The organism is Agrobacterium sp. 22-209-1, from assembly GCF_053522485.1.
The window spans coordinates 380,464-407,173 of sequence record NZ_JBNWCH010000001.1 but is presented as its reverse complement, the minus strand read 5'-3'; the positions used below and the strand labels follow the sequence as shown (position 1 = coordinate 407,173).

General features: G+C 60.3%; 23 protein-coding genes and 1 pseudogene. 21 read left to right on the top strand and 3 right to left on the bottom strand.

Annotation, left to right across the window (positions count from 1 at the left end):
• The first annotated feature begins 81 nt into the window (after nt 1–81).
• From ACQZ48_RS01805 to ACQZ48_RS01790, 4 genes are all read left to right on the top strand, one after another.
• Nucleotides 82–1,113 carry an ABC transporter substrate-binding protein gene (locus tag ACQZ48_RS01805; protein ID WP_077985084.1) on the top strand — a complete coding sequence of 344 codons (1,032 nt, stop codon included), beginning with the start codon at nt 82–84 and terminating at the stop codon, nt 1,111–1,113.
• A gap of 71 nt (nt 1,114–1,184) precedes the next feature.
• Complete coding sequence (locus tag ACQZ48_RS01800) at nt 1,185–2,138, top strand: FecCD family ABC transporter permease (RefSeq protein ID WP_244634983.1); 954 nt, start codon at nt 1,185–1,187, stop codon at nt 2,136–2,138.
• On the top strand, nt 2,135–2,935 hold the full coding sequence (locus ACQZ48_RS01795; RefSeq protein WP_077985082.1) for an ABC transporter ATP-binding protein: 801 nt from the start codon (nt 2,135–2,137) through the stop codon (nt 2,933–2,935). The genes ACQZ48_RS01800 and ACQZ48_RS01795 overlap by 4 nt, the downstream gene beginning before the upstream one ends.
• The gene (locus tag ACQZ48_RS01790; protein ID WP_077985081.1) at nt 2,932–3,411 is read left to right on the top strand and encodes a pseudoazurin; all 480 of its coding nucleotides are present in this window, start codon (nt 2,932–2,934) and stop codon (nt 3,409–3,411) included. Before ACQZ48_RS01795 ends, ACQZ48_RS01790 begins: the two co-directional genes overlap by 4 nt.
• A gap of 12 nt (nt 3,412–3,423) precedes the next feature.
• On the opposite strand, the gene ACQZ48_RS01785 is transcribed toward ACQZ48_RS01790, so the two are convergent.
• Complete coding sequence (locus ACQZ48_RS01785; protein ID WP_077985080.1) at nt 3,424–4,248, bottom strand: class I SAM-dependent methyltransferase; 825 nt, start codon at nt 4,246–4,248, stop codon at nt 3,424–3,426.
• Nucleotides 4,249–4,361: 113 nt separating this feature from the next.
• On the opposite strand from ACQZ48_RS01785, the pseudogene ACQZ48_RS01780 reads away from it, so the two are divergent.
• From ACQZ48_RS01780 to ACQZ48_RS01735, 10 genes and pseudogenes are all read left to right on the top strand, one after another.
• Nucleotides 4,362–5,495, top strand: a pseudogene (locus ACQZ48_RS01780) (ABC transporter substrate-binding protein).
• Nucleotides 5,496–5,591: 96 nt separating this feature from the next.
• On the top strand, nt 5,592–6,731 hold the full coding sequence (locus tag ACQZ48_RS01775; protein WP_077985078.1) for an ABC transporter substrate-binding protein: 1,140 nt from the start codon (nt 5,592–5,594) through the stop codon (nt 6,729–6,731).
• On the top strand, nt 6,728–7,795 hold the full coding sequence (locus ACQZ48_RS01770; RefSeq protein ID WP_077985077.1) for a FecCD family ABC transporter permease: 1,068 nt from the start codon (nt 6,728–6,730) through the stop codon (nt 7,793–7,795). The genes ACQZ48_RS01775 and ACQZ48_RS01770 overlap by 4 nt, the downstream gene beginning before the upstream one ends.
• Entirely contained in the window at nt 7,789–8,541 is a 753-nt protein-coding gene (locus ACQZ48_RS01765; RefSeq protein WP_077985076.1) for an ABC transporter ATP-binding protein, read from the top strand. The genes ACQZ48_RS01770 and ACQZ48_RS01765 overlap by 7 nt, the downstream gene beginning before the upstream one ends.
• A 190-nt stretch (nt 8,542–8,731) precedes the next feature.
• Nucleotides 8,732–9,232, top strand: coding sequence for an RNA polymerase sigma factor (locus tag ACQZ48_RS01760; RefSeq protein ID WP_077985075.1), 501 nt, complete (start codon nt 8,732–8,734; stop codon nt 9,230–9,232).
• Nucleotides 9,233–9,342: 110 nt separating this feature from the next.
• A complete protein-coding gene (locus tag ACQZ48_RS01755) occupies nt 9,343–10,338 on the top strand; it encodes a FecR family protein (RefSeq protein ID WP_448728432.1) in 996 nt (331 codons plus the stop codon).
• Nucleotides 10,339–10,487: 149 nt separating this feature from the next.
• On the top strand, nt 10,488–13,274 hold the full coding sequence (locus ACQZ48_RS01750) for a TonB-dependent hemoglobin/transferrin/lactoferrin family receptor (protein WP_448728431.1): 2,787 nt from the start codon (nt 10,488–10,490) through the stop codon (nt 13,272–13,274).
• A 105-nt stretch (nt 13,275–13,379) separates the two neighbouring features.
• The gene (locus tag ACQZ48_RS01745; RefSeq protein WP_448728430.1) at nt 13,380–14,135 is read left to right on the top strand and encodes a hypothetical protein; all 756 of its coding nucleotides are present in this window, start codon (nt 13,380–13,382) and stop codon (nt 14,133–14,135) included.
• A 14-nt stretch (nt 14,136–14,149) separates the two neighbouring features.
• Nucleotides 14,150–15,997 (top strand): type I secretion system permease/ATPase, encoded by a 1,848-nt coding sequence (locus ACQZ48_RS01740; protein WP_448728429.1) that lies wholly within the window; start codon nt 14,150–14,152, stop codon nt 15,995–15,997.
• On the top strand, nt 15,984–17,297 hold the full coding sequence (locus tag ACQZ48_RS01735) for an HlyD family type I secretion periplasmic adaptor subunit (RefSeq protein WP_217003580.1): 1,314 nt from the start codon (nt 15,984–15,986) through the stop codon (nt 17,295–17,297). Before ACQZ48_RS01740 ends, ACQZ48_RS01735 begins: the two co-directional genes overlap by 14 nt.
• 24 nt (nt 17,298–17,321) lie before the next feature.
• Here ACQZ48_RS01735 and ACQZ48_RS01730 read toward each other — a convergent pair whose 3' ends face one another.
• Together ACQZ48_RS01730 and ACQZ48_RS01725 are read right to left on the bottom strand one after the other, a co-directional pair.
• Nucleotides 17,322–18,242: an SMP-30/gluconolactonase/LRE family protein gene (locus ACQZ48_RS01730; protein ID WP_448728428.1), complete on the bottom strand. Its 921-nt coding sequence runs from the start codon at nt 18,240–18,242 to the stop codon at nt 17,322–17,324.
• Nucleotides 18,243–18,274: 32 nt separating this feature from the next.
• Nucleotides 18,275–18,982 (bottom strand): GntR family transcriptional regulator, encoded by a 708-nt coding sequence (locus tag ACQZ48_RS01725; RefSeq protein WP_142911966.1) that lies wholly within the window; start codon nt 18,980–18,982, stop codon nt 18,275–18,277.
• A 103-nt stretch (nt 18,983–19,085) separates the two neighbouring features.
• Here ACQZ48_RS01725 and ACQZ48_RS01720 point away from each other — a divergent pair, with 103 nt between their 5' ends.
• Genes ACQZ48_RS01720 through ACQZ48_RS01690 form a run of 7 tightly spaced genes read left to right on the top strand, consistent with a single transcriptional unit; the run spans nt 19,086 to nt 26,674 of the window.
• Nucleotides 19,086–20,138, top strand: coding sequence for a Gfo/Idh/MocA family protein (locus ACQZ48_RS01720; protein ID WP_173990824.1), 1,053 nt, complete (start codon nt 19,086–19,088; stop codon nt 20,136–20,138).
• Nucleotides 20,131–21,147, top strand: coding sequence for a Gfo/Idh/MocA family protein (locus ACQZ48_RS01715; RefSeq protein ID WP_077985068.1), 1,017 nt, complete (start codon nt 20,131–20,133; stop codon nt 21,145–21,147). Before ACQZ48_RS01720 ends, ACQZ48_RS01715 begins: the two co-directional genes overlap by 8 nt.
• A complete protein-coding gene (locus tag ACQZ48_RS01710) occupies nt 21,144–22,217 on the top strand; it encodes a Gfo/Idh/MocA family protein (RefSeq protein ID WP_448728427.1) in 1,074 nt (357 codons plus the stop codon). Before ACQZ48_RS01715 ends, ACQZ48_RS01710 begins: the two co-directional genes overlap by 4 nt.
• A 21-nt stretch (nt 22,218–22,238) precedes the next feature.
• Complete coding sequence (locus tag ACQZ48_RS01705) at nt 22,239–23,510, top strand: ABC transporter substrate-binding protein (RefSeq protein ID WP_077985066.1); 1,272 nt, start codon at nt 22,239–22,241, stop codon at nt 23,508–23,510.
• Between the two features lie 57 nt (nt 23,511–23,567).
• On the top strand, nt 23,568–24,536 hold the full coding sequence (locus ACQZ48_RS01700; protein WP_077985065.1) for a carbohydrate ABC transporter permease: 969 nt from the start codon (nt 23,568–23,570) through the stop codon (nt 24,534–24,536).
• Nucleotides 24,529–25,572 (top strand): carbohydrate ABC transporter permease, encoded by a 1,044-nt coding sequence (locus ACQZ48_RS01695; RefSeq protein WP_137411569.1) that lies wholly within the window; start codon nt 24,529–24,531, stop codon nt 25,570–25,572. Before ACQZ48_RS01700 ends, ACQZ48_RS01695 begins: the two co-directional genes overlap by 8 nt.
• Before the next feature lie 22 nt (nt 25,573–25,594).
• On the top strand, nt 25,595–26,674 hold the full coding sequence (locus tag ACQZ48_RS01690) for an ABC transporter ATP-binding protein (protein WP_269826464.1): 1,080 nt from the start codon (nt 25,595–25,597) through the stop codon (nt 26,672–26,674).
• Nucleotides 26,675–26,710: the final 36 nt, after the last annotated feature.

The window sequence follows — 26,710 nt, the reverse complement described above, 5'->3', positions numbered from 1 at the left end:
TCCGTACAAGACGTCCCGCTGTTGCTGCGCGTTCTGACGCCTGCTGCTCTGGAATAAGTTTTACTTTCGACTGGAGAACACATGTTTCATTCTAGACGCCTGCCGGTTCACGCCGGCTTTCTGGCAACCGTGCTTTCGGTTTTGCCTGTGGTCGGCGCCAATGCCGCCGAAACCACCTATCCCCTGACAATCAACAGCTGCGGTCAGGAGATCACCTTCAAGCAGGCGCCCACCCGCACCGTTTCCGTTGGCCAGAGCACGACAGAGGTTCTTTACCTGCTTGGCGTTGCGGACAAGGTCGTCGGCACGGCGCTGTGGATCGGTCCGGTTCTGAAGGGCTACGAGGAGGCCAATGCCAAGGTCGAGCGACTGGCCGATAATGATCCGAGCTTCGAGGCGGTCGTCGGCAAGAAGCCGGACCTTGTCACGACGCAGTTCCAGTGGCAGATCGGTCCCGAGGGTGTTGTCGGAACGCCGGCGCAATTCGCCGAACTCGGTATTCCCGTCTATACCTCGCCTGCCGATTGCGTCGGCAAGGACAATTCCGGCGGTGGTGATGGTGTACGCAACACCGGCTTCACCATGGAGTTGATCTATCAGGAAGTCCGCGACCTCGCCAAAATCTTCGACGTGCAGGACCGCGGTGAAGAGGTCGTTGCCGACCTGAAGAAGCGTGAAGAAGCCGCCCGTGCCAAGATCGCCTCAGCCAATGGCAAGCTTTCCGCCGTCTTCTGGTTCTCGAGCGCCGAGCTGGATATCGATCCCTATGTCGCAGGTCGCAATGGTGCTCCCGGCTACATCATGTCCGCGCTGGGGTTAAAGAACGTCATCGAAAGCGATGAAGAATGGCCGACCGTCGGCTGGGAAACCATCGCCAAGGCCAATCCGTCCATCATCGTCGCCGGCAAGATGGACCGCCGCCGTTTCCCCGCCGATGATATTGCCGTCAAGCTGAAGTTCCTCGCCACCGATCCCGTGGCCAGCATCATGCCCGCCGTCAAGGAAGGTCATGTGTTCGAGATGGATGCGCAGGCGATGAACCCGACCATTCGAACCATCGAAGGTATTGAAACGCTGGCCGAGGCGATTTCGGCCGCTGGCCTCGCCAAGTGAACCGTCTCACCACCCATCTTGGTAGGGCGGGGCTGGCATTTGCCGCGCTCGCCCTGCTGCTCGTCGCGCTGATGGCCGGGGCGGCCATCGGCGAGACTGCCATCCCTTTGGATGTTGTAGCAAAGACGATTGCCAACCGCGTTTTCCACGCGGGTTATCCGCTTGAACCGCTGGATGAAGGCATCGTCTGGAGTTACCGCCTCAGCCGCGCCGTTGTTGCCGCCTGCTGCGGGGCGTCGCTGGCGCTCGCCGGAGCAGTGCTGCAATCTCTTTTACGCAATCCGCTTGCCGATCCCTACATTCTCGGAATTTCTGCCGGTGCCTCCACCGGTGCCGTCGCCGTGGCACTTCTGGGCTTCGGCGCGGGCTTTCTGACGATGCCGGCGGGCGCGCTCATCGGCGCTTTTGTCGCTTTTTCGCTGGTCAGCCTTCTGGCCGTGCAGGCGGGGCATGGCAACAGCGCCATCATTCTGGCGGGCGTTGCCGGTTCGCAACTGTTCAACGCCATGACCTCCTTCATCGTCACCAAATCCGCCAATGCTGAACAGGCGCGCGGTATCATGTTCTGGCTGCTCGGCAATCTTTCCGGCGTGCGCTGGCCGGATGTCTGGCTGGCGCTACCGGTCAGCCTTGCGGGCCTTATCGTTTGTCTCTGGTACGCGCGGGCGCTCGATGCCTTCGCATTCGGCGGTCAGGCCGCAGCCTCGCTCGGTATTCCGGTGCGCTGGGTCTATACCGTGCTGATCTCGGTTTCGGCGATCATGACGGCTGCGATGGTGTCGCTGGTCGGCTCCATCGGCTTCGTGGGCCTCGTCATTCCGCATGCTGCGCGCATCTTCGTCGGCGTTCGCCATGGTATCTTGCTGCCGGTGACGGCGCTGACCGGCGCGGTTTTCATGATCGTCGCGGATATTCTCTCTCGCATCGTCATTCCGGGCCAGGTGCTGCCCATCGGCGTCATCACCGCGCTCGTCGGCGCGCCCGCCTTTGCCTTCATCCTCGGGCAGAAGAGGGGGCGTTCATGAAACTGTCCGCCCACGACCTGCATTTCCACGCCGGCAATATAGACATCTTGCGCGGCGTTTCACTCGATGTCGGTTCCGGTGAGTTTCTCGGTGTCATCGGACCGAACGGTTCCGGCAAAAGCACGCTGCTCTCCATGCTGGCAGGCATTCGCAAGCCGCGCCGGGGTCACGTTACGCTCGGAGATGAACCGCTTGCCTCGCTGGGACGGCGAGACCTTGCCCGCCGGCTCGCCTTCGTTGAGCAGCAGGCTGAAACCACCGAACGCATCACCGCACGACAGGCCGTGGAGCTTGGACGCACGCCCTACCTCGGGCCGCTTTCCGCCTGGTCGCAGCAGGATGACGCCATCGTTGACGCAGCACTCGCCAATGTGGATATGGCTGATAAGGCGGAGCGCAGCTGGCACCATCTTTCCGGCGGCGAACGGCAGCGCCTGCATATCGCCCGCGCGTTGACGCAGGAGCCGCATGTCCTGCTTCTGGACGAGCCGACCAACCATCTCGACATAGGTCACCAGATCGGCCTGCTCGATCTGGTGCGCCGACAAGGCCTGACCGTTGTAGCGGCGCTGCACGACCTCAATCACGCCGCCATGTTCTGTGACCGCGTCGCCATCATGCACCGGGGCGAGATGATCGCGGTCGGTCCGCCGCGCGAGGTGCTGACACCGGCGACAATAGCCGCCGTCTTCGGGGTGGAGTGCGTGGTCACCACGGATGAGGGGGGCTTTTCCCATATTCGTTTTTTGCCGGCCCATGGGCGGGCCGAGCATGCAAGGAAAGTATTGGCACGATGATGACAGTCATTACGTTCGCAAGCTCTGCTGCAAAGGCCAGACGGTTTTGTGCCGCTGCCGCAATCGCCGTTTCGGCCGCAGGGTTTCCCCTTCACGCTTTGGCCGAGACCTTCGAGGTGAAGATGATGAACAGGGGCGAAAAAGGCCCGATGGTGTTCGAGCCCGATTTTCTCGAGATCGCCCCCGGTGACCGCGTGCGCTTCGTGCCGACCCACAAGAGCCACAATGCCGCGACCATTGACGGCATGGTTCCAGAAGGTGTCGAGGGTTTCAAGAGCCGGATCAATGACGAATTTGAGACCGGCTTTGAAAAACCGGGCTTTTACGGCATCAAATGCTCGCCGCATTATGGCATGGGCATGGTCATGCTGATCAAGGTCGGCGAGGCCACCCTGCCGCAGAGCTACCGGACTGTGGACGTGCCCGTCCGGGCAAAGCCAAGGTTCGAGGACCTCTTCGAGCAGGCGGAAAAATAAAGGGATACCGCCTCACCCCTTTACGGAAACACCCGGCTTCACCGCGCAGACCGCATAACGGTGCTGCAGCCCGCGCAGAATGCCTTTCAGCAGGCTGAAGTTTTTCGCCTGGGCGCGGTGAATGGCTTGAAGCTCCTGATCGATTGCAACAGGTTCGAAGCCAGCCGCACGCAACAGCGCCGCGACATCGCCGGCCCTTGCGCCCTTCGAAAAATAAACGCGGGAAAGAATGCTGTTGAAGGTATTTTCCGGGTCCGCCGGCTTGTGCGGCTGGTCCGGTTTGACGAGGCCGATGCTCTCCAGGCCGGTGGCCAGTTTCTTCACCAGCTTTTCGCGCCAGCCGGTATTCACGAAATCGCCGTCGACGATCAGAAGCCGCCCGCCGGGTTTCAGAACACGGAACCATTCGGCAAAGCTTGCCTGCGGGTCCACCAGCGTCCAGACCAGATGGCGGGTGATGATGACGTCGGCGCTTTCATCCGGCTCCATCGTATTTTCGGCATCGCCGACAAAAAAGCGGATGCTGCGCCCACGGCTTTTTGCCTTTTCCCGGGCAAGCCCCAGCATCGTCTCCGACCAGTCCATACCGGTGACCTGAAAACCGAGATCGTCCATCAGGTGCGAGATGACGCCGGTGCCGCTGGCAAGATCGAGCGCCTTGCGGCCTTCTCCGTGGCCGAGATGTTTCAAGATAAGCGCGTGCCAGGCCTCGCGCTCGTCTTGGGAGAAAATTTCATGTCCGGGGGAAAGGTCGAAAGTCGCGGCGCGGCCGGACCAATAGGATTTGATTTCGTCTCTCAGACTGTCGTTCTTGCCATATTGGGTAGTATCGATCATCGGCCTTAAACTCATATACCGGTCAGTTAAGAATGGCTCTAAAACATAAATGTTGACTAGTACAGTCAGAAAATAATACAGCCGCGCCAGTCAACACTGGAGAGCAATATCCGATGCGCATTTCAGCCAAATCCGCGGCACTTGCCCTTGGCCTTCTCGTATCCGCCGCATGGCCGGCTTTCGCCGAAAAGGTCACCGTCAAGGATGTGACGGGCCGCGATGTCGAAGTCAATGTGCCCGTTTCGCATGTGATCCTCGGCGAAGGCCGTCAGATCTATTTCCTGGCTGCGCTCGACAAGGAAAATCCTTTCCAGCACGTCGTTGGCTGGCGCGACGACCTGGCGAAAGCCGACCCGGAAACCTATGCAGCCTATCTCGCGAAATATCCTGAGATTGCCAAGCTGCCGACTTTCGGCGGCATGAAAGACGGCACCTTCGACATAGAACAGGCTGTCGCACTGAAGCCTGACGTGATCCTGATGAACATCGACGCCAAGACGGCGACCGAAGAAGCGGGCTATATCGAGAAGCTCGCCAAGGTCGGCATTCCGCTGGTCTACGTCGACTTCCGCGAAAAGCCGATGGAAAACACCGAGCCGAGCATGCGCCTCATGGGCCAGCTGACGGGCAAGGAAAAGATCGCCGAGGACTTCATCAAGTTCCGCGCCGACTCCATCGCCAAGGTCACAGATACGCTGGAAAAGGCCAATCCGAAGAAGCCCGTCGTGTTCATGGAGCGCGCCGGCGGTTACTCCGACGATTGCTGCATGTCTTTCGGCAACGAGAATTTCGGCAAGATGGTGGAGCTTGCCGGCGGCATCAACATGGCCAAGGACATCATTCCCGGCACCTTCGGCACCGTCAACCCGGAACAGATCATCGCCTCCAATCCAGAACAGATCATCATCACCGGCGGCAACTGGAACGGTTATGTTCCGGGCGGCAACTGGGTCGGCGTCGGTTATGGCGCGGATCTGAAGGAAGCCCATCGCAAGCTTGAAAACCTGACCAAGCGTCCAGCTTTCACCGGCGTGCAGGCGGTGAAGGACGGCAATGTCCACGCCATCTGGCATCAGTTCTACAACAATCCCTATTAGTTCGTGGCCATTCAGGAAATTGCCAAATGGCTGCATCCGGATCTCTTCAAGGACCTCGACCCCGAGGCCACCTTCAAGGAGCTGCATGCGCGCTTCCTGCCGCTTGACTACAAGCCCGGCTACTTCGTGTCGCTGAAGGACGGGAAGTAATTCAGGGACGGTGAAGGGGAGCGCCGTCCGATCGATGGATGAAGCCGCAGCGCTGCGGCTTCATCGTTCTGCTTAGGAACTCAGTGAGGATTTCTCATGCGGCTCAACGCTCTCAGGCATCTTGCGGTGCTGGCATTTTCCCTTCTCGCCATGACGGCACATGCCGGGGAGATTACCGACGTCGCCGGGCGCAAGGTCGAGCTGGACCTACCGGCCAAGCGCATCATCGTCGGTGAGGCCCGCCAGGTGCATGTGATCGCTGCGCTCAAGGGCGACAAGACCTTCGATACCATCGTCGGCTGGCGTGACGATCTTCTCAAGAAGGATCCCGACAGCTATGCCGCTTATGTCGAGCGTTTTCCGCAGATCGAGAAACTGCCGCGTTTCGGCTATGTGCCGCAGGGCGATTTCAGCCTCGAAACCGCCATCACCCTTTCGCCAGATGTGATCACCCTCAATCTGGAGGCTGAGAAGTCCGCGAAGGAAAGCGGTTTTGAAGACAAGGCCGCCGCCGCCGGTATCAAGGTCATCTATCTCGATTTCCGCATCGATCCTGAAAAGAACAGCGAAGCCTCGGTTGAAATTCTCGGCAAGCTGTTCGGCGCCGAAGAGCGTGCGAAGGAATTCATCGCCTATCGCCGCGCCGAAATCGCCCGCGTGACCGACCGGCTCGCCAGCGTCAAGGACCTGAAACGCCCGAACGTCTTCATTGAACGCGCCCCCGGCATTTCCGGCGAAAACAATTGCTGCCGCACTTTCGGACCGGTCAATTTCGGCGCGATGGTCGATCTCGCCGGCGGCCAAAACATTGCCGACGGCATCATCAAGACGACGTTCGGCGACCTCAATCCCGAACAGCTCGTGATTGCCGATCCCGACCAGGTCATCGTCACCGGCTCCAACTGGGCAGCCGAATCCGACATCAACCAGTTCGTTCCGGTCGGACGCGGTGCGGATATGGTTCTTTCCCGTGAGAGACTTGCCAACCTGATGAAGCGCACGCCGTTTCCGGAGTTGAAGGCCGTGAAGGAAGGCAATGTCCATGCCGTCTGGCACCAGTTCTATGGCGCGCCCTACGAATTCTTCCCGATCCAGCAATTCGCCAAGTGGTTTCATCCCGATCTCTTCGCCGATCTCGATCCGGAAAGGAATTTTGAGGAGTTTCACCGCAAATTCCTCCCCATCACCTACAAGCCGGGCTATTTCGCCTCGCTCGACAAAGGTTTGAACCAATGACGTCGCTGAATGAAAGCGCAGTTGGCATGAGTGGGCGCGATCAATATCGCGCTCTTGCCGCGCGCAGGATCATTATCCTTTTCGGACTTTTTATCGCGCTGTGCTTCAGCCTGGCCGCAGACATGGCGCTCGGCCCGGCCCGCTACACGCTATCAGAGGTTCTGGCGACCGTTGCCGACCCGGCGGCGGTCGGTAACCAGCTTCGGGTGGTGATCTGGGACATTCGCATGCCGATCGCGCTGATGGCGGTTACCGTCGGAGCGTCGCTTTCTGTTGCCGGCGCACAAATGCAGACAATTCTGTCCAACCCGCTTGCAAGCCCTTTCACACTCGGCATTTCCGCCGCCGCAAGCTTCGGCGCGGCGTTGGCGCTTGTCGGCGGCGTGGCGATCTTTCCGGGAGCCGTGCAGTATATGGTGCCCATCAACGCCTTCATTATGGCGATGATTGCGGCTCTCTTCATTCATTTCGCCTCAACGATGCGCGGCGTAACGGTGGAAACCATCGTTCTACTCGGCATCGCGCTGGTTTTTACCTTTAATGCGGCGCTGTCCCTGCTCGAATATCTGGCGTCCGAACAGGCGCTCGCTGCCGTCGTGTTTTGGACAATGGGCAGCCTTACGAAAGCGACTTGGGAAAAGGTTTACATCACCGGCGCCATTCTCCTCGTCACCGTGCCGCTGTTCATGCGCAATGCCTGGGCGTTGACGGCGCTGAGGCTCGGCGATGACAAGGCGGCCAGCATGGGCATCAATGTGCGCCGTCTGCGGTTGTCGACCATGCTGACGGTCAGTCTTCTGGCGGCGATCCCTGTTTCTTTTGTCGGCACCATCGGCTTCGTCGGGCTGGTCGGTCCGCATATCGCCCGCATGGTTGTCGGTGAGGACCAACGCTTCTTCCTGCCCGGTTCTATCATCTGCGGGGCTCTGCTTCTGTCGGCTACCTCGGTCATCAGTAAAATCCTCATTCCCGGCGCGATCCTGCCGATCGGCGTCATTACGGCGCTTGTCGGCGTTCCATTCTTCTTCGCGCTCATTTTCGGTAACAGGAGACGCGCATGGTAGCGCTCGCACTGAAAGATGTCGGCGCCGCCTATGGGCGCATCACGGTACTCTCCAAGGTTGGCATCGATACGCTGCAAAGCGGCAGTGTTACGGCCGTGATCGGCCCGAATGCGGCCGGCAAGTCCACGCTGTTCAAGCGCATCGCCAGCCTGATTTCCGGTCCGGGTCTGGTCGAACTGTCGGACACGGCGCGCGGCAACCGCGCCATCTGCTATATGCCGCAGGATACCGGCGCCAACGCCGTGCTGACGGTCTATGAATCCATACTTCTTTCCGCCAAGCAGGGAGGCGGCTGGCGGGTTCACGACGATGAGCTGTTCGAGATCGACGCCATTCTCAAGGCGCTGAAAATCCACGATCTGGCCTTCCGCGGGCTTGGCGAATTGTCCGGGGGCCAGCGACAGCTTGTGTCGCTGGCGCAGGCGCTGGCGCGCAAGCCGGAAGTGCTGCTGATGGACGAGCCGACCTCTGCGCTCGATCTTCACCGGCAGATCGAGGTCCTGGGTTTCGTCACCGATCTGGCGCAGAAGACCGGCATGATCGTGCTGATCGCCCTGCATGACCTCAACCATGCACTTCGTTATTGCGAAAATACGATGGTGATCGCGCGCGGTGAAATGGTGGTGAGCGGCAGCACGGAGGCGGTTATAACCCCGGAGATGCTGCGCGATATCTATCGCATCGATGCGCGTATCGAGCCCTGCTCGCAGGGTAGGCCGATGGTTATCGTCGACGGGGCCATCTGACAGGTCAAAGCCCGGCCGCCCTTGCTGCCGGGTCCGCTCGATGCGGCCTGCACAAATTCTTGATGATAATAGTCATGAAATATCTGTTCGAGCCATGGTTTGAATGCTAGAGCTTTGAACGGCAAAACTGCGCGGCCACTCGGCGGACGGCAGGTTTCGTCGATCCCCTCAAATTTCTCTCGGTTGAGACATGGGCATACGGGAAGATGACAAGCGTTATAACGCTTACGTCGCGCATAGGGTCGACCTGATCAAATACGCCACCGTCATATTGGGGTCGCGGGCGGATGCGGAGGACGTGGTTCAGGAAGCGTTCCTGAAATTCGTTCCCGAGGCCTCCGGTAATCCCGCCAATCTCAAATCCTATCTCTTTCGTATCGTTCGCAATCTTGCCCTCGACAATCGCCGGCGCAGCCGCCAGGACATTCGCGAACGGCCGGACGATACGCCGTTCTGGGGTGTGCCGCAGGACAATGGCACGCCGGAGGAACACGCCCTTTTCTGCGATGAAGTCCGCCAGATGCGGACTGTTTTGGCCGGCCTGCCGGTTCAGGCAAGAGTGGCGTTGGAAATGCACAGATTCGGTGGTTACAATATGGAGGAGATTGCGCGTCACCTTGGCGTATCCGTGGCCAGCGCACACCGTCTGATCAAGGGCAGCATTGCCGCGATCACCAGAGAAATGAAGTAAATAGTCCCGATTGTCCCACCTTGTGAAAAAAATCTCTTCGTTAAACGTCTTTATAACAATGCAGAAGACGACGCTCCTGCTGCGCGCCCCAAAGGAACTGGCCCGGTTCAATGACCATTGATCCAGAGAAAAAAACTGAATTGCCGGCCGGTAAGGCGGAAGAGGCGGCCGACTGGTTGCTGCGTTTGCAGTCCGGCTCGGCGGAATCGCGGCTGAAGGCGGAATTTGAGCAATGGCTGGGGGCAGAGCCGGCAAACCGTCTCGCCTGGGAACGAACATGCAGGACGTGGCGAAACCTCGGACTGGTGGAGCCAGAATTCAAGAGCCTCTGGGAAGATGCCCCGCATCTGCCGGGCAAGGCCGCGATAAAGCCGCAGCGGCGGCGCTGGTCCGGGCGGCGCTATGCCGGCGCGGCCGTGGCGGCGGCCTCGCTCTGTCTTGCGGTGCTGTTCGTTCCGGCATTTTTCGTTCGCTTGCAGGCTGACTATCAGACCACCACTGCTGAAAGCCGCACGATCACCCTCGAAGACGGCAGCAAAGTGCAGCTCGCCGCCGCGAGTGCGCTTTCAGCGGATTTCACGGATGGCCGTCGCAATGTCACGGTGTTGAAGGGGGAAGCTTTTTTCGACGTGGTGCCGGATAAAACGCGTCCCTTCGTCGTGAAGGCAAAAAACCTGACCGTTCAGGTGCTCGGCACGGCTTTCGACGTCGACCTGACGGATGGAGTAACCCAGGTGGCGCTGGCGCACGGTTCCGTGGAGGCGTCCTTCCGTAATGCGCCGCCAACGCGGCTCGTGCCGGGCGAGATGCTGATCGTCGACGCTTCCGGCGCGATCCGCAAAGAGACCGTTTCCGTCGAGGATATTGGCGGCTGGCGCAATGGCGAACTCTATGTGGTCGATGCGACGATAGGCTCGGTCGTGGAGCAGATCCAGCGTTACCATCCGGCGTGGCTTACCATGGCCGACAAGCGACTTGCCGAGCAGAGAGTGACAGGGTTTTACGATCTGCGCGACCCGGATCGCGCGCTGGAAGCCCTGGTGGAACCCTATAAGGGCAAGGTGCATGCGATTGGGGACAGCGCCCGCATCATCACCCGTTTCTGAAACATTCCAAAACAAAAAATCATATTTATTTTCAGTTATTTATAAAATTTCTTCCGAAATCCTGAAAAAAATCGACGAGGCAATCGTCTTTTTGTTGAGTAATCCGGTCAAGATATATCCGGAGCGAAAGACAGGAAGACAAAAGCAATATGCGCCTCCAGACATGCAAGACCGGTTCAGGGGAAAAAGCAGCAAAGCGGGCTCGCAGGGCCGTGCTGCTGGCGACAACGGCGGTCATTGTTTCATTCGCGACGCCCGTTCTGGCCCAGACCGGAGCTGACGCCACCAATTCCCAGCGTCCAGGCGGCGAGCAGGGGGCGACAAGGCCATTCAATATTCCCGCCCAGTCGCTGTCGTCGGTCGTGGGTGCTTTCGGGCGGCAATCCGGCCTTCAGGTCACGCTTGCCACGCCGGCGGCGGGCAATGTGCGCACCAATGCCGTCACCGGCAGTTTCACGGTGCGGGAGGCGCTGTCACGGCTGTTGGCGGGAACGGGCGTCAATTTCCGTATCGCCGGCAATGGCAGAACCGTCGTCATCGGCACGGGGCAATCGACCGTCGATCTTTCCGCGGCGGAGGGTACGACGGTTCTGGAAACCATTACCCTGACCGGCAAGACCGGGCGCAACTCCATTGCCGGTTCCGGTTATCAGGGGACGCCCGACTGGGTTTATGAAACGCCCGCCAGCGTCAGCGTGGTCGGCCGCGAGGCGATCCAGTCGGCCGGCGTGCGCAACACGCGCGATGTTTTCAACCGAGTTTCCGGTGTTTATGCCGGCGAGGGCAATGGCAGCTTCCCAACCGTTTCGCCGAATGTGCGCGGTTTGCAGGAAAGCGGCCGCGTGGTTGTCTCAATCGACGGGGCCCGGCAGAATGCGCAGCGTGGTGCGACCTTCGGCGGCACCGCAAGCTATACTGCGAGTGCCGGGCAGGGCTATGTGGATGTCGCTTTCATCCGTGCCGTCGAGATCGAAAAAATAACCAATGCGCGGTCGGGTAATGCGGGCTCCCTGGGCGGTAAGGTCGAGTTCCGAACCGTCAGCGCCGACGATCTGATTGCCGAGGGTGAAAACAAGGGCGGGGAAGTGAATGTTTCCCGCGGCACCAATGGTTATGATTTTCAGGGTTCGGTTCTCGGCGCTGCTCGCTCGCCGGATGGTCCTCTCTCCTTCGTCGCCGGTTACAGCCGCACGATCATGGATGAATACAAGATCGGAACGAAGGGCGAGGCCCGCAGCACCGCGCTGACGATGAAGGATTTGCTTGGCCGCGACGGCTGGTCCACCTTCTTCAAGGGCGAAGGCGAATTTGGCGACGTGAAGGCTTCGCTCTCCTGGATGCATCAGGAGAATGACTTCGTTCAGGGCGCATCTGAGGTGATCGACCGGGAAAGCGTGCGAAACGACAGCGTCGTCGCGAAGCTGGACTGGGACCCGGAGAGTGAACTCATCGATTTCAAGTCGTCGCTGTGGCTGAACGATAATATGACGCATGAACTGCGCGCGGCGCGCAATAAACTTGATGGAAGCGTCGGGTATGCAGCGGAAACCAACCTCGATATGGGCCTGCGCAGTTTCGGCGGGAGCCTGGAAAATACCAGTCGCTTTGATACGGCGGCGGGCGCGCTCAGCCTGAACTACGGAGCGGAAGCCTTCCGGGACATCGCCACGTCCGTTGCGACAAGTGCCAAAATCGCCGAAAATCCTTCTTTCGCCAGCAGCTACACGTCATTCAGCCCTGCAGGGCGACGCGATGTCGCCAGCCTGTTCCTGAATGGTGAGCTTGAGCCGGCCGATTGGATCACGCTGAGTGGCGGCGTGCGTTACGACTGGTCGCGTCTCAAGGGATCGGCGACTTATTACAGTACTCGTAACTATCAGATCGATACTTCTATCCCTTGCGATCCGGTCAGCAGCCACTACACGCCTCTCGATTATTTTAATCAGATATTCCGTCCCGCTAACCCAGCCTGGCCCTACGCGCTTTATCTGGCGCGGGCTTGGCCCAACATCGCGGCAGGCTGTATGCCTGGCACCGGAATAACGGGGCGGCCGATACCGGTCATCGAGTACCCTGAGCACAATGTCGATATTGATCGCACCTACAGCGCCTGGCTGCCCTCGGCCACCATCGAGCTGAAACCCGTCGACTGGTTCCGCCCCTATGTGAGCTATTCCCAGAGCCTGCGTCCGCCGACAATTCTCGAGGCTTTTTTCGCCGGTGCGCGTCCGGGCGACAGCCCCGGATACGAATACGCTCCCAATCAGGCCCTGCGCGCCGAAAAGGCGACGACCTATGAAATCGGCGCGAATGTGAGCTTCGACGGCGTGCTGCTGGACGACGATTCCATTCGCATCAAAATGGCCGCCTTTCGTCGCGAGGTGAAGGACTATATCGCGCTCGGTTATCTCGTCACCGATCAGGTTCTCGACCACACCTATACCAGCTTCGTCAATCTGGACGGCACGACCTATATGCGCGGGCTTGAATTCGAGGGCAATTACGACGCCCGCAGTTTCTGGCTCGGCGGCTCGGCGACGCTTCTGAAGACGGAATGGCCTGAAAAGACGCAGGTTTTTTCCAACGGCACAACCACCACGACGGGCGAAATCGTCGCTTGGCCGGGCGATGTCGCGCCCAAGGTGAAGCTGACGCTCGATGGCGGCATGCGTTTCTTCGATGAGAAATTCTCGCTGGGCGCAAGGCTCAACCATGTCACGCCGACACAGTCGCGCACACTGGATACGGAAGGCAATCTGCGGGAGGTGACCGATCCCTATACCACGGTGGACCTCTATGGGTCCTATGCCTTCAACGACAAGGCCACGCTTCGCTTCGCTGTCAACAACCTGACGGACCGCAAATACATCCCGGCGGCAAGCGCCTACACGGCCCCGGGCCGCACCTTTATCGCGACGATGAACGTGAAGTTCTGAACCGTGGAAGAAATTCTCCGGGTTGGGGTTGCAGCCCGTCCCGGAGATGAAACGCCTTCGCTACAGGACGAAGGTACCTCTATTGGCCAGCAAAGGAGTACACCTATGGCTACCACAATTCAACTGACGCAGTCTTCCTCCGATCTGATCGGCTACCTTAACGGTTGGACGAGCGGTTTCGGTTCGACCTATGGTGCGTTCTACGACGCTCAGACCAGCTCTCTTGCCACCACCACCATCGATCCGAACACGACCTATGAGGCGTGGGGCGATGGCAGTTCCGGCGGCAAGGGCATCGTCATGAGCGGCGCTTTGCAGTACTCCCAGGGCAACCTGACGGGTTCGGTCGACAGCATCGTTCTGGGCGCCGGCTACAGCCAGTCCACCAGCGGCATCGCCGTCAGCCAGCAGGAACTGCTGATCGATCCCGACAGCGCCTATTCGCTTGCCGGCGCTCGCGATCTTCTCGATCTCGCCGTCTACCAGCTTGCCCGCTTCGGTTCGCTGGCCGGCTTCTATGATTACTTTGCAGCCACCGGCACGGTGATCGAGGACACGGCTGCCTCCAACACCCTGACCGGCTTTGCCGGGGCAGACACCTTCGTATTCTCCGGCGGCAACGATGTCGTGCAGGCCGGCCCGACCGGAACCTACGGCTATCAGGACGGTACCGATACGCTCGATGTTTCCGCCTGGGGCGCAACTTCGGGGGACGATTTGTTGTGGTATAACGATAACGGAAATGCCGTTATCCTTTCTGCCACAGACACGTCCGTCTCCGTCACACTGAATGGTGTCGATGCAAACGTGCTCGACGCATCGGACTTCATTTTCGCCAGCGCATCGGCGCTTGCCGCGTAAAGGAAAATCAGGCTGTGGGCTTTCAAAACCACCAGCAGACGCCGCCGCAGTCCCTCACTGCGGCGGTTGTTTCGCCCCTTAAAAACACGTTTCTCGGCGTTGCGCTCGTCAGCGGCGTGGTCAATATACTCGCGCTCACTTCGCCGCTCTTCATGCTCCAGGTTTATGACCGGGTTCTGGCAAGCGGCAGCCTGCCGACGCTGGTCGGGCTCGCCATTCTCGCGCTTGGCCTTTACGGCTTCCAGTGCCTGCTCGATATCATCCGCGCTCGCGTTCTGATCCGTATCGGTGAAGATTTCGACTTGCGTTATTCCGGTAAGGTGCATGATGCGGTGGTGCGCCTGCCGCTTGTCAACCGCATGCCGGGCGACGGTCTGCAGCCGCTGCGCGATCTCGATAATGTGCGCGGTTTTCTCTCCGGCACGGGGCCGACGGCCTTTTTCGATCTGCCGTGGATGCCGCTTTATCTCGGCATATGTTTTCTGTTTCATTTCTGGATCGGTGTGACGGCGCTTGCCGGCGCGATATTGCTTGTCTCCCTCACAATCCTGACCAACATCTTTTCGCAGAAGCCGATCCGCGACACCATGGTCGAGAATATGGCCCGCAACCGGCAACTGGAGGCTTCGCGCCGCAATGCCGAAGTCGTGCGGGCCATGGGGCTTGGCGGTAGGCTCGGAAAACGCTGGCAGAATTCCAACGAGGCCTATCTCGCCGCCAATCGCAAGGCGGGCGATGTGGCCGGCGGCCTTGGCAACATCGCGAAGTCTTTGCGGGTCGTGCTGCAATCGGCAATTCTGGCGGTCGGCGCGTGGCTCGTCATCAATCAGGAAGCTTCGGGCGGCGCGATGATCGCCAGTTCGATCATGATGGGCCGGGCGCTGGCACCCGTCGATCTTGCCATTTCCAACTGGAAGTCCTTCGTGGCCGCCCGGCAGAGCTGGGCGCGGCTGAGGGAGCTTTTTGCACAGATGCCGGCCAATGCCGCCGCCATGGCCCTGCCGAGGCCTGAAAAGGATTTGCGGGTCGAAAACGTCACCATCGTTCCGCCGGGAGAAAGAAAACCAACCGTCACCGGACTTGGCTTCATCGTGACCGCTGGAAACGCGCTCGGCGTTATCGGCCCCTCCGGCTCGGGCAAATCCACCCTGTCGCGCATTCTCACCGGCGCTTGGATGCCTGCGGCCGGCAAGGTACGGCTGGACGGTGCAAGTTTCGAGCAGTGGGACCGTGAGGCGCTGGGCCGCCATATCGGTTATCTGCCGCAGGGCGTCGAGTTATTCGATGGCACGATCGGCGAGAATATCTCCCGTTTCGAGGATAATCCCGATCCTGAGGCCATCATCGCGGCGGCCAGGGCTGCGGGTGCGCATGAACTGATCCTGCGTTTCGAAAAGGGTTATGACAGCGATATCGGCGAGGCGGGTTCGGCGCTTTCCGCCGGGCAGCGCCAGCGCATCGGCCTTGCCCGCGCGCTATATGGCGATCCCTTCATCGTGGTGCTGGACGAACCCAACGCCAATCTCGATGCGGAAGGCGAAGCCGCCGTGGTCAAGGCAATTTCCTCGGTCAAGGCGCGGGGCGGCATTGCCGTCGTCGTCGCCCACCGGCCGAGCGCCATCGGTGCTGTCGATTTCATTCTGATGATGGAAGAGGGGCGGATGAAGGCCTTCGGCCCGCGTGACGAGGTGCTTTCGAAGGTACTGCGCGTTCCGCAAGCGCAGGCGGCCAAGGGATTTACCGCATCCGCCCAGACCATCTCGCCGCTGCGCGTCGTCGCCAATACCCAGCCTCACGCGCTGGTGCTGGAAGACGTCCGTGAAGAGAACAGCCAGGAAGGAGATGCAGATGTCAAACATTGACCGGCGCAGCCATGTGTCCCGCTCCATCCGCAAGCATCTCGTTGCCGGCCTTGCTGCGGGCGTAGCGCTGCTGGCCGGTGTCGGCGGATGGGCTGCTACGACCAATCTTGCCGGCGCGGTTGTCGCCTCCGGTCATCTGGTGGTGGATTCCTACACGAAGAAGGTGCAGCATCCGAGCGGCGGTGTCGTCGGCGAAATTCTGGTGAACGAAGGCGATAGAGTGAAGGCCGGCGATGTGGTCATGCGCCTTGATGCGACCCAGACCCGCGCCAATCTCGCCATCGTGACCAAGCGTCTGGATGAGCTGAATGCGCGCATGGCAAGGCTGGAGGCCGAGCGCGACGATCTGCCGGAACTCGTCTTTCCGCAGGCGTTGATGGCGCGAAAAGACGATGCCGATGTCGCCTCCGCCATGCGCAGCGAGACCAAGCTGTTCGAATTCCGCAAATCCTATCGCCAAGGGCGCAAAGCACAGCTTTCCGAGCGTATCACCCAGTTCGAACATGAGATCGAAGGGCTGAAGGCGCAGGAAGTCGCCTATGATAACGGCCTTGCCGTGCTGGAGGCTGAAATCACCTCGCAGAAATCCCTGCTTGAACAGGGTGTCGTGTCCGTGCAGCGGCTGAACAGCCTGCAGACGCAGGCCGCGACATTCGGCGGTGAGCGCGGCGAGAAAATCGCCTATCAGGCGCAGACGGCGGGGCGCATCACCGAAACCAGGCTGCAAATCCTGCAGATCGATCAGGAATTGCGCACCGAGGTCGGGCGGGAACTGCGCGAGATACAGGCCCAGATGGGCGAATTCGTCGAGCGCAAGGTTGCGGCCGAAGACCAACTGAAACGCATCGACATTGTCGCGCCGCAATCAGGCATGGTGCATGAAATGGCCGTGCACACCGTGGGGGGCGTGGTGACGCCGGCGGATCCGATCATGCTCATCGTGCCTGACGGAGACGAGCTGGCGCTGGAGGTGCAGATCGTGCCCAAGGATATCGATCAGCTTCAATTGGGGCAAAAGGCGATGCTGCGCATGACCGCATTCAACCAGCGCGTCACGCCGGAACTGGAAGGCCATGTCAGCCGCATCGCGGCGGATATCACCACCGATCAGCGCAGCGGTCTCTCCTATTATCTGGCGCGGATTTCCGTACCGGTCTCCGAGCGGCGGAAGCTGAACAATGCGCCGCTGGTGCCGGGCATGCCGGCCGAGGCCTTCATTCAGACCAGCGAAAGAACGGCGCTGTCCTATATCGCCAAACCGCTGACCGACCAGATCAGCCGCGCCTTCCGGGAGGAATAGGGTTCGGAACCCGGCTTCCGGATGTTACCTACCTTCGCCAAAGCGGAAGCCGGCAAACCCTTTCGTCTGAGTGGGGATCGCCCAGACGCCACCTGAAAATGGCGCTTTGTGCAGTCGGTCCTCGGACATGTTGTGGCGGTGGGATGTCAGGAAAAGAGTACTGAAATCCGTTCCCCCGAAGCAGAACATCGTGGGGTGGGGCACTGGGGCTACTATCACGTCCGCCAACGCGCCGTCGGGCGTGAAAACGTTGAGCAGGCCGGCCGACACGCCTGCGCTGTAATAGTTGCCGCTGCTATCGAGGCAGCCGCCATCGGGCCTTCCAGTCTCTTCCGTCATCTGGGCCACCAGCACGCCCTCATCGAAGCTGCCGTTCCGGCTGTCGAAATTTCGCCGACGTATCCATTTCTGGACGGAATCGCTCTGCCACATGATCGATCCGTCCTCGGAGAAGGCGAGCCCGTTCGGGCATGTCAGCCCCGTCTGAATACGCTCGGCGTTCTTTTCGGTGATCCGCCAGAGTTCGCCATAGGGCTCCATGTCCGGGAGCGGGACATTGTGCATGGTTCCCACCCAGAAAGCGCCGTCGGGGCCGATCCGCCCGTCGTTCAGCCGGCAGGGGATGCCTTTGGGCGCAGGAATGGAATGGAGGAGGCGCGTTTCGCCGCTATCAGGATTGAGAATGATAACATCCATGCCGCAGGCGATGACGAGATCGCCGTTCTGACAAAGTCCAAGGCTCGATACGGTGTGGGGGAACGACCATTCGCGATAACGCCCGGGCTCGAGCGCTGCGGACCGCACCGTCCCGCCGAGAATATCGCACCAGAAAAGCACCTGTCGCCGCTCGTCCCAAACAGGAGATTCCGCAAGTGTGCTCATCGTGTCGCAAAGAAGTTCCGCCTGCGACATGGCAAGCGTGTGTCCGGGGTTTGCCGTATTCATGATGCTCGAACCGTTGAAAAAATGCCGCGGAATTATTCGAAGTAGTCCTGATGGTTCTCGAAAACTTGTGAGAGAATGCCTAGGACGCGTCTCAGGTGCTTTTGCAGACAATCCGTCGCGCGGGCATCGTCACCCGCCCTGATTGCGTCGTATACCGCCTCATGTTCGGAAAGCAGCCGCGCCATATGCGCCTCATCGGTGATGGCCAGGGCGCGCAAACGATCCAGCCCCGCCTTCTCGCGGATCAACAGAGATTCCAGCCTTTCGAGGCCCGTTGCGGCGGCAAGCGCGCTGTGAAACTGGTCGTCATGGATGCGGAAAGCTTTTCTGTCGCCGTTGCGCATCGCCGCCCGCTGGCCATTCAGCGCATGCTCGATCTCCTGCTCGGCCTCCGGCGCCAGGCCAATCTGGCAAAGCCTGCGCACTGCGGCCACTTCAAGCGCCTCGCGGATGAATTGCGCGCTACGGATGTTCTTTTCCGATAGTCGCGAGACATAGGTTCCACGGCTTGGCAGCGTGACTATCAGGCCGTCGTCGCGCAGGCGGCTCAGCGCCTCGCGTACCGGCGTTCGGCTCGAATTGAACGACTGTCCGATCTCGTTTTCAGAGACGGCTTGCCCGGGAAAAAGCTCCCGCGAGAGGATGGCTGATTTCAGCGCGGAGTAAATCTGGTCCACGACCGGACGGTTGAGGTCCAGCCGCTCCATCGTCGGCACGCCTGTTACAGGAATTTTCGGCATGTACCCTCCACTGTTCTCATAACCGGTATACCGGAACACAAGTCTGTTGACAACCGGCATACCGGTATGCAAATGATCGCGCATTGGGAAGGAGGCTCCCGAAATGCAAAATATCAAGACCTGTGTCATCGTTGGCGCCGGAATGGTGGCGAAGACGCATGTGCTTGCCTGCGCGGCAAGCCCGGAAAAAATTCGCCTGAAGGGCATCGTCGATGGTGGTTCCGGCCGCGCCAAGGCGCTGGCTGCCGAGGCGTCGAAACATACCGGATACGCGGTGGCGGTTTATTCCTCCGTCGACGAAGCGGCGCGCGATGCGGATGTCGATTTCGCCATTATCGCCACGCCGCCCAATGCCCGCATCGATATTGTCGGAAAACTGGCGCAGGCTGGCAAACACATCCTGATGGAGAAGCCGGTCGCTCGCAATACGCGGGAAGCCGAGGGTCTCGTCGCCCTGTGTCGTGACGCGGGTGTCGCGCTCGGCATCATCTTCCAGCACCGCATGCGGGCCGCATCGCAAAAAGCGCGCGAGCTTGTGGATGGCGGAACGCTCGGGATGCTCGGCCTCTGCGAAATCTCGGTGCCCTGGTGGCGCGCGCAATCCTATTACGACGAACCGGGTCGCGGCACGCTGGCGCGCGATGGCGGCGGCGTACTGATCTCCCAGGCAATCCATACGATTGATCTGGCCTTGAGCCTGACGGGGCCGGTCGCCCGTGTTCAGGCGATGGCTGCAACGACGCGTTTCCACCGCATGGAAACCGAAGATTACGTGTCTGCGGGCCTGCGTTTCAGGAATGGCGCTGTCGGCTCGCTGGTGGCAAGCACCGCAAGCTTCCCCGGGGCTGCGGAATCGATCCTCCTGCATTTCGACAATGCCAGCCTGCGGCTCGCCTCCGGCCTGCTGCATGTCGACTGGCGCGATGGCCGGCAGGAAACCTTTGGCGGCGCGGCCGCTGGCACGGGCGGCGGCGCCGACCCCATGGCTTTCACGCATGAATGGCATCAGGGCGTTTTCGATGATTTCGCAGACGCCATCTCTTCAGGACGCCCGCCGGTCGTCACCGGCGAAGCGGCTCTTTTGTCTCACAGATTGATCGACGCGATCATCAACTCGGCCGACACCGGCAAGGAAGTGGAACTGCAGGATGAGTAAAGCAATCAAGTTCGTCGCTCTTGGTATTGAGCATCGGCATATTTTCGGCATGGCCCAGAACCTGCTGGATGCCGGCGCCGAATTTGCCGGCTGGTGGACAGAAGGCGAGCCCGATGTCGTGGAGGGCTTCGTCAAGCGCTTCCCGAATGTGCCGCGCGCAGCATCGAAAGAGGCGCTGCTGGCTGACGGCACTGTCGATCTCGTCGTGATCGCCGACATTCCCTCCAAGCGCGCCGATCTCGCTATCGCCGCCATGGAAGCCGGCAAGGACGTCATGTCGGACAAGCCCGGTTGCACCACCTTCGAACAGCTCGACCGCCTTCGTCAGACTGTGGCAAAGACCAAGCGCATCTGGACCGTCGATTTCTCGGAGCGTTTTGAAGTGCCGAGCGTGACCAAGGCGGCTGAACTCGTTGCCCAGGGCGCTATCGGCCGCGTCATCCAGACTGTCGGCCTCGGCCCGCATCGTCTGAACCGCCAGATCCGCCCGACATGGTTCTTCGAGCGTGAAGCCTATGGTGGTATCCTCACCGATATTGCCAGCCACCAGATCGATCAGTTCATGTTCTTCACGGGTTCGACCGAGGTTGAGATCGTGTCCGCCACCGTTGCCAATTATGCCAACCCCGGCGATCCGGGTCTTCAGGATTTCGGCGAAGTCGTGCTGCGCGGCGACAAGGGCCACGGCTATATCCGCGTCGACTGGTACACGCCCGATGCGCTGCCGACCTGGGGTGACGGCCGCCTGACCATCCTCGGTACCGAAGGTTACATCGAACTGCGTAAATATGTGGATGTCGGCAATACCGAAGGCACGGACCGCCTCGTTCTCGTCAACGGCGACCGCTGCGAGTATATTGATGCTTCCGGCGCCGGTCTGCCCTATTTCGCCCGCATCTGCGACGATATCCGCAACCGCACGGAAACGGCGATGACGCAGGAACACGTCTTCAAGGTCTGCGACCTCTCGCTTCAGGCGCAGGCCAAGGCTGAGGGAGCCTCGAAATGATCGGTGTTGCCATCATCGGCGCCGGCATCGGCGCCCAGCATCTGAGCGGTTATCGGGCGCTGCCCAAGCGCTTCGTCGTCAAGGCGATCTGCGATCTCGATCTGGAGCGCGCGCGCTCCGTCGCCGGCGATGACACCTCCATTCGTCTGACCACCGATCTCGATGAGGTTCTGGCCGATGAGAGCATTCAGCTCATCGACGTCTGCCTGCCGCCACACCTGCATTTTCCTGTCACTCTGAAGGCGCATGCGGCGGGCAAGGATGTGGTCTGCGAAAAGCCGCTGGTTCGCTCTCTGGAAGAGGCCAATGCGCTGATCGAGTCCGTCAAGAAGACCGGACGCGGTGTATTTCCCGTCTTCCAGTACCGTTTTGGACATGCCATGCGGCAGTTGCGGGCGCTGATCGATGCCGGTCTTGCGGGCAAAGCCTTTGTCGCAAGCTCGGAAGTTCACTGGAACCGTGGCGCCAGCTATTACGACATCCCGTGGCGCGGCACCTGGAAGGGTGAGTGCGGCGGCGCGATCCTCGGTCACGCCATCCACGCCCACGATCTTCTCTGCCACGTCCTCGGCCCGGTCGAGGAAGTTTTCGCCATGGCCGACACGCGCGTCAACACCATCGAAACCGAAGATTGCGCAGCACTCAGTTTCCGCATGAAAAGCGGTGCGCTGGCAACCAGCTCCGTCACGCTCGGTGCAGCAGAAGATACGTCCCGTCTGCGTTTCTGCTTCGAAGGCTTCACCGCCGAGAGTGGCACGCTTCCCTATCGCCCGGCCGAAGACACATGGCGTTTCATCGCCCGTGCACCCACCACGCAGGACCAGATTGATGCCGTTCTGGCAAAGGTTGCCGACGGCGAAAACGGCTTTGCCGGTTTTGTCGAAGCCATTGCCGACGCGATGGAAGGACGCGGCGGCAAGGAAGTGACGGTCAATGACGGCCTGCAGTCCATAGAACTCGTTACCGCCATCTATCGCTCGGTACGGGAAAGAAAGCCGGTCCACCTGTCCGACGCCGCCGAAGGCGAATGGATCAAAGGATGGGCTCCGCGCGCATCCGCCAACGCATAATCATCTAAGGGAGGAAAAGAGATGATCGGTAAATACAGCATGGCATTGGCGCTCGCCATTGGCGCGGCGTCCTTTGCAGGCGCCGCCCAGGCGGCCGAGGAAGTGCGCTTCACCTGCGCTTATGACGGCAATGGCTGCGAAATCCTGAAGGACATTCTCGCCCGTTACGAAAAGCAGCATCCGGATGTGAAGATCGTTACTGACATTGTGCCCTACAAGGCGTTGCTGGAAGGCCTGCCCGTCCAGCTCGCCGGTGGCAGCGGTCCTGACTTCGCGACGGTAACCGATCTTGGCGGTCTCAACCGCTATTATCTCGATCTCACGCCCTATGTGGACGCGAAATATTGGGAAGACAATTTCTCCAACGTGCTGAAATGGTACCGCAGCGGCCCTGACGACAAGGGCATCTACGGCATGCATACCCAGCTCACCATCACCGGCGCTTTCATCAACCGTACCCTGTTCGATCAGGCTAACGTCGCCGTACCCGGCAAGGATGCAACGCTGGACGATTGGGCGAAGGCTGCCAATGCCGTCGCCAAGGCAACCGGCACACCTTACCCGATGGCGATTGACCGTTCCGGCCATCGCATCGCCGGCCCGGCCATTTCCTATGGCGCGAAGATTTTCGATGCTGACGGCAAGCCGATCCTCGTCGACGAAGGCTTTACGACTTTCGTGAAGAAGTTCGTGGAGTGGAACAAGGACGGCACCATGGCGCGTGACGTCTGGGCCGGGCAGGGCGGCAACACCTATCGCGACGCCGCGCAGGAATTCATCAACGGCCAGCTGGTCTATTATTATTCCGGCAGCTGGCAGACCGCGCGCTTCGACAGCCAGGTGGGCGATGCCTTCGACTGGGAAGTCGTGCCGCAGCCCTGCGGTGGCGCCGCCTGCACGGGCATGCCGGGCGGTACCGGCATCGTCGGCTTCAAGCAGACCAAGAACCCGAAGATCGTCGCCGATATCCTGAACTTCCTTGCTCAGGACGAGAATTATCTCGACTTCACCGTTCGCACCCGCAACGTTCCGGCCCACAAGGCCGTGGCCGACAAGGGCGTGACCTATACCGGTGCGACGCCTGCGACGCAGAAGGCCATGAATGCCTGGCTGGACCAGATTCCCGGCCTCAGCCCGATTGCCTATGCCTATCAGGGCTACAAGAACAATCGCGCCATGTTCAACATCTCCGTCCAGCGCATTACGCAGGCCATCGTCGGTGAGAGCACCGTCGATGAGGCCATGGCCCGTGCGAAGACGGACCTCGAGGAAGCGTTGAAACAGGCGAAGTGATCCATCGCCTTCCGGCGCGGCGCATGCCGCGCCGCGCCGGATCGAAGGAGGACCCTCATGTATAAATTTCTTGCGCCCGTCATGGGCATCGTCGAACTGCCCTTTGCCTTCCTGCAGAAGGTTCTTGGCCACCGGCGGATTGCGTGGGTGTTTCTGACACCCAACCTGATCCTGTTTGCGGTCTTCGCCTTCCTGCCGATCCTGTTGAACATGGCCTATTCCGTGACCGGCAGCGAACACATATTGCTTTCCGAGCGCCCTTCGGTGGGCGGCGAAAACTTTTCGGTCCTTCTTTCCTGTCAGAATTATCTTGATCCCAATTCCTGTGCGCGCGACCTGTTCTGGCGCTCCGTCTGGAACACGCTGTTCTTCGTCGTGCTGCAGGTGGGTTTCATGGTTGGATTCTCGCTGATCACGGCCATCGTGCTTAATCGCGATATCCGCGCCCGTGGCTTTTTTCGCGCGGTCTTCTTTTTCCCGGTTCTCTTGTCACCCGTCGTGGTCGCGCTGATCTGGAAGTGGATTCTCCAGCGTTTCGGCGTTCTCAATGCCGCGATGGAGGGGCTCGGCCTCGGTTCGGTGGACTGGCTGCTCGAGGCCAACCTTGCCTTCGGCTGGTCGGTCTTCCTGTCGGTCTGGGCGCATATGGGCTTTTACACGCTCATTCTCCTCGCCGGCCTGCAGGCGATCCCGCGTGACGTCTACGAGGCGGCGCAGCTGGACAAGGCAAGCCCATGGCGCATCTTCCGGCGCATTACCCTGCCGCTGCTTGCGCCCACCATGCTTGTCGTTCTCGTCCTGTCGGTCATCAAGGGCGTGCAGACTTTCGATGAAGTCTTTGCCTTTACCGGCGGTGGTCCGGGTTCGGCGACGACCTTCATCATTCAATTCATCTATCAGACCGGCTTTGCCGGGACGCCCCGGAATTTCGGACTTGCGGCCGCCGCTTCGCTGCTGCTCGCCGTGGTGCTCGTGGTGCTGACCGCCCTGCAATTCCGGGCAAACAGGAGCAAGGTCGATGGCTAGGATTGGCGCATTTCTGACCCGTACCCGCGGCCGCAACGGGAAGCTGCACTGGACCGACTGGCTGTCCTACGCCTATCTCGGCGTGGCCGTGCTGATGATGTTCGGCCCCGTCGTCTGGCTGGTGCTCTCCTCGTTCAAGACGGAGGCCGACCTTCAACGCTTCCCGCCGCGCCTTCTGCCCTATAGCCAGGAAACCGTGGCGGTTGATGGGCAGGCAGCGCCGCTGCCGGCCTATGTCGACAAGGATGGCCGCAAGCTCGGCATGATCCGCCGCATCGGCCTCGTGGCCCAGGTGGTTGACCCGGCCAAGCCGACCGAAGTCCTGAAGATGCCGTTCAACGAGCTGAAACCGGCTGAAAAGGTGGCGCTGGCGACGGAAAACTACACCGAGCTTTTCCAGCGCTTCAATTTCCCGCTCTATTTCTGGAACTCGACCTTCATCACGGTGACGTCGACGCTCATCATGCTGATCGTCAATTCCATGGCCGCGTTTGCGCTCTCGAAATATCAGTTCAAGGGCAGGGGCGTGGTGCTAGCGCTGGTTGTCGGCACATTGATGATCCCGCAGACGGTCGTGCTGGTGCCGCTGTTTCTCATCACCAGCCAGCTTGGCATGATCAACAGTCTCTGGGGCGTCATCATTCCCGGTGCCGCGACACCCACGGGCGTTTTCCTGCTGCGGCAATACATGCTGACGATACCCGATGAAATCCTCGATGCGGCGCGCATGGACAAGGCGAGCGAGTGGAAAATCTACTGGCGTATCATCCTGCCGTTATCGGCTCCGGCGCTTGCCGTTCTGGCGATCCTTGCGATCATGTGGCGCTGGAACGACTTCCTCTGGCCTCTCATCGTGCTGACCCGCAACGACAACTTCACCCTGCAGCTGGCGCTCAACTCCTTCCAGGGGGAGATGACGACGGAATGGAGCAACCTTCTGGCAATGACCGTGCTGACGCTTGCGCCCATCGCGCTGGTCTTCATGTTCCTGCAAAAATATATCGCCACCGGCATTGCGTCCACGGGCGGCAAATAATCCTCAGGGAGGAAATACGACAATGGCAAGTATTCAGCTTCGTCAGGTCAAAAAGACATATGGCGCCCTCGATGTCATCAAGGGTATCGATCTCGATATCAAACATGGCGAGTTCTGCGTCTTCGTCGGCCCATCCGGCTGCGGCAAATCCACCCTGCTGCGCATGATCTCGGGTCTCGAGGAATTGACAGGCGGCGATATCGTCATCGGCGGCGACGTGGTCAACACGGTGCCGGCGGCGGACCGTGGCCTTGCCATGGTGTTCCAGTCATACGCGCTTTATCCGCATATGACGGTGCGCGAAAACCTGTCTTTCGGCCTTGAGAATATCGGCACCCCCAAAAAGGAAGTCGCCGAGAAGATCGCTCAGGTAGCGAAGATGCTGCAGATCGACCAGCTGCTGGAGCGTCGCCCCAAGGACCTGTCGGGCGGCCAGCGCCAGCGCGTCGCCATCGGACGCGCCGTGGTGCGCGAGCCGCGCGTGTTCCTCTTCGACGAGCCGCTTTCCAACCTCGATGCGGAACTGCGCGTCGATATGCGCGGCGAAATTTCCAGCCTGCACCGGCGTCTCGGCAACACCATGATCTACGTGACGCATGATCAGGTGGAGGCCATGACCATGGCCGACAAGATTGCTGTTCTGCGTGCCGGCAAGCTTGAACAGTTCGGCGTGCCGCTCGATCTCTACAACCGCCCGGCCAATATTTTCGTGGCAGGCTTCATCGGCTCGCCGAAGATGAATTTCTTTGCGGGCGAAGTGACTTCGGACGCAACGCCTGCTCTCAAAATCGCGACGGGCGAGACTATCCCGCTGCCGCAGACCGGCTTTGCCTATAAGCCCGGTCAGAAGGTGACGCTCGGCGTCCGCCCGAACCATGTGGAGCCGGGCGAAGGCGGTGCGTTGACGATGTCAGTACGCACCGCAGAGCAGCTGGGCGGCGAGTCCTATCTCTACGGTAATCTGGGTGACGGCACCCCGGTGACGCTGCATCTTTCCGGCCAGACCTCGACATCGGCGGGCGAAGTCATCCGCCTCTGCGCACCGCTTCAACACGTCCACCTTTTCGATACGACGAGCGGGCTGACGCTCCGGCAGGACTGACAGCCTTTGGCGCAACCCGCAACGCAGGACCATTGA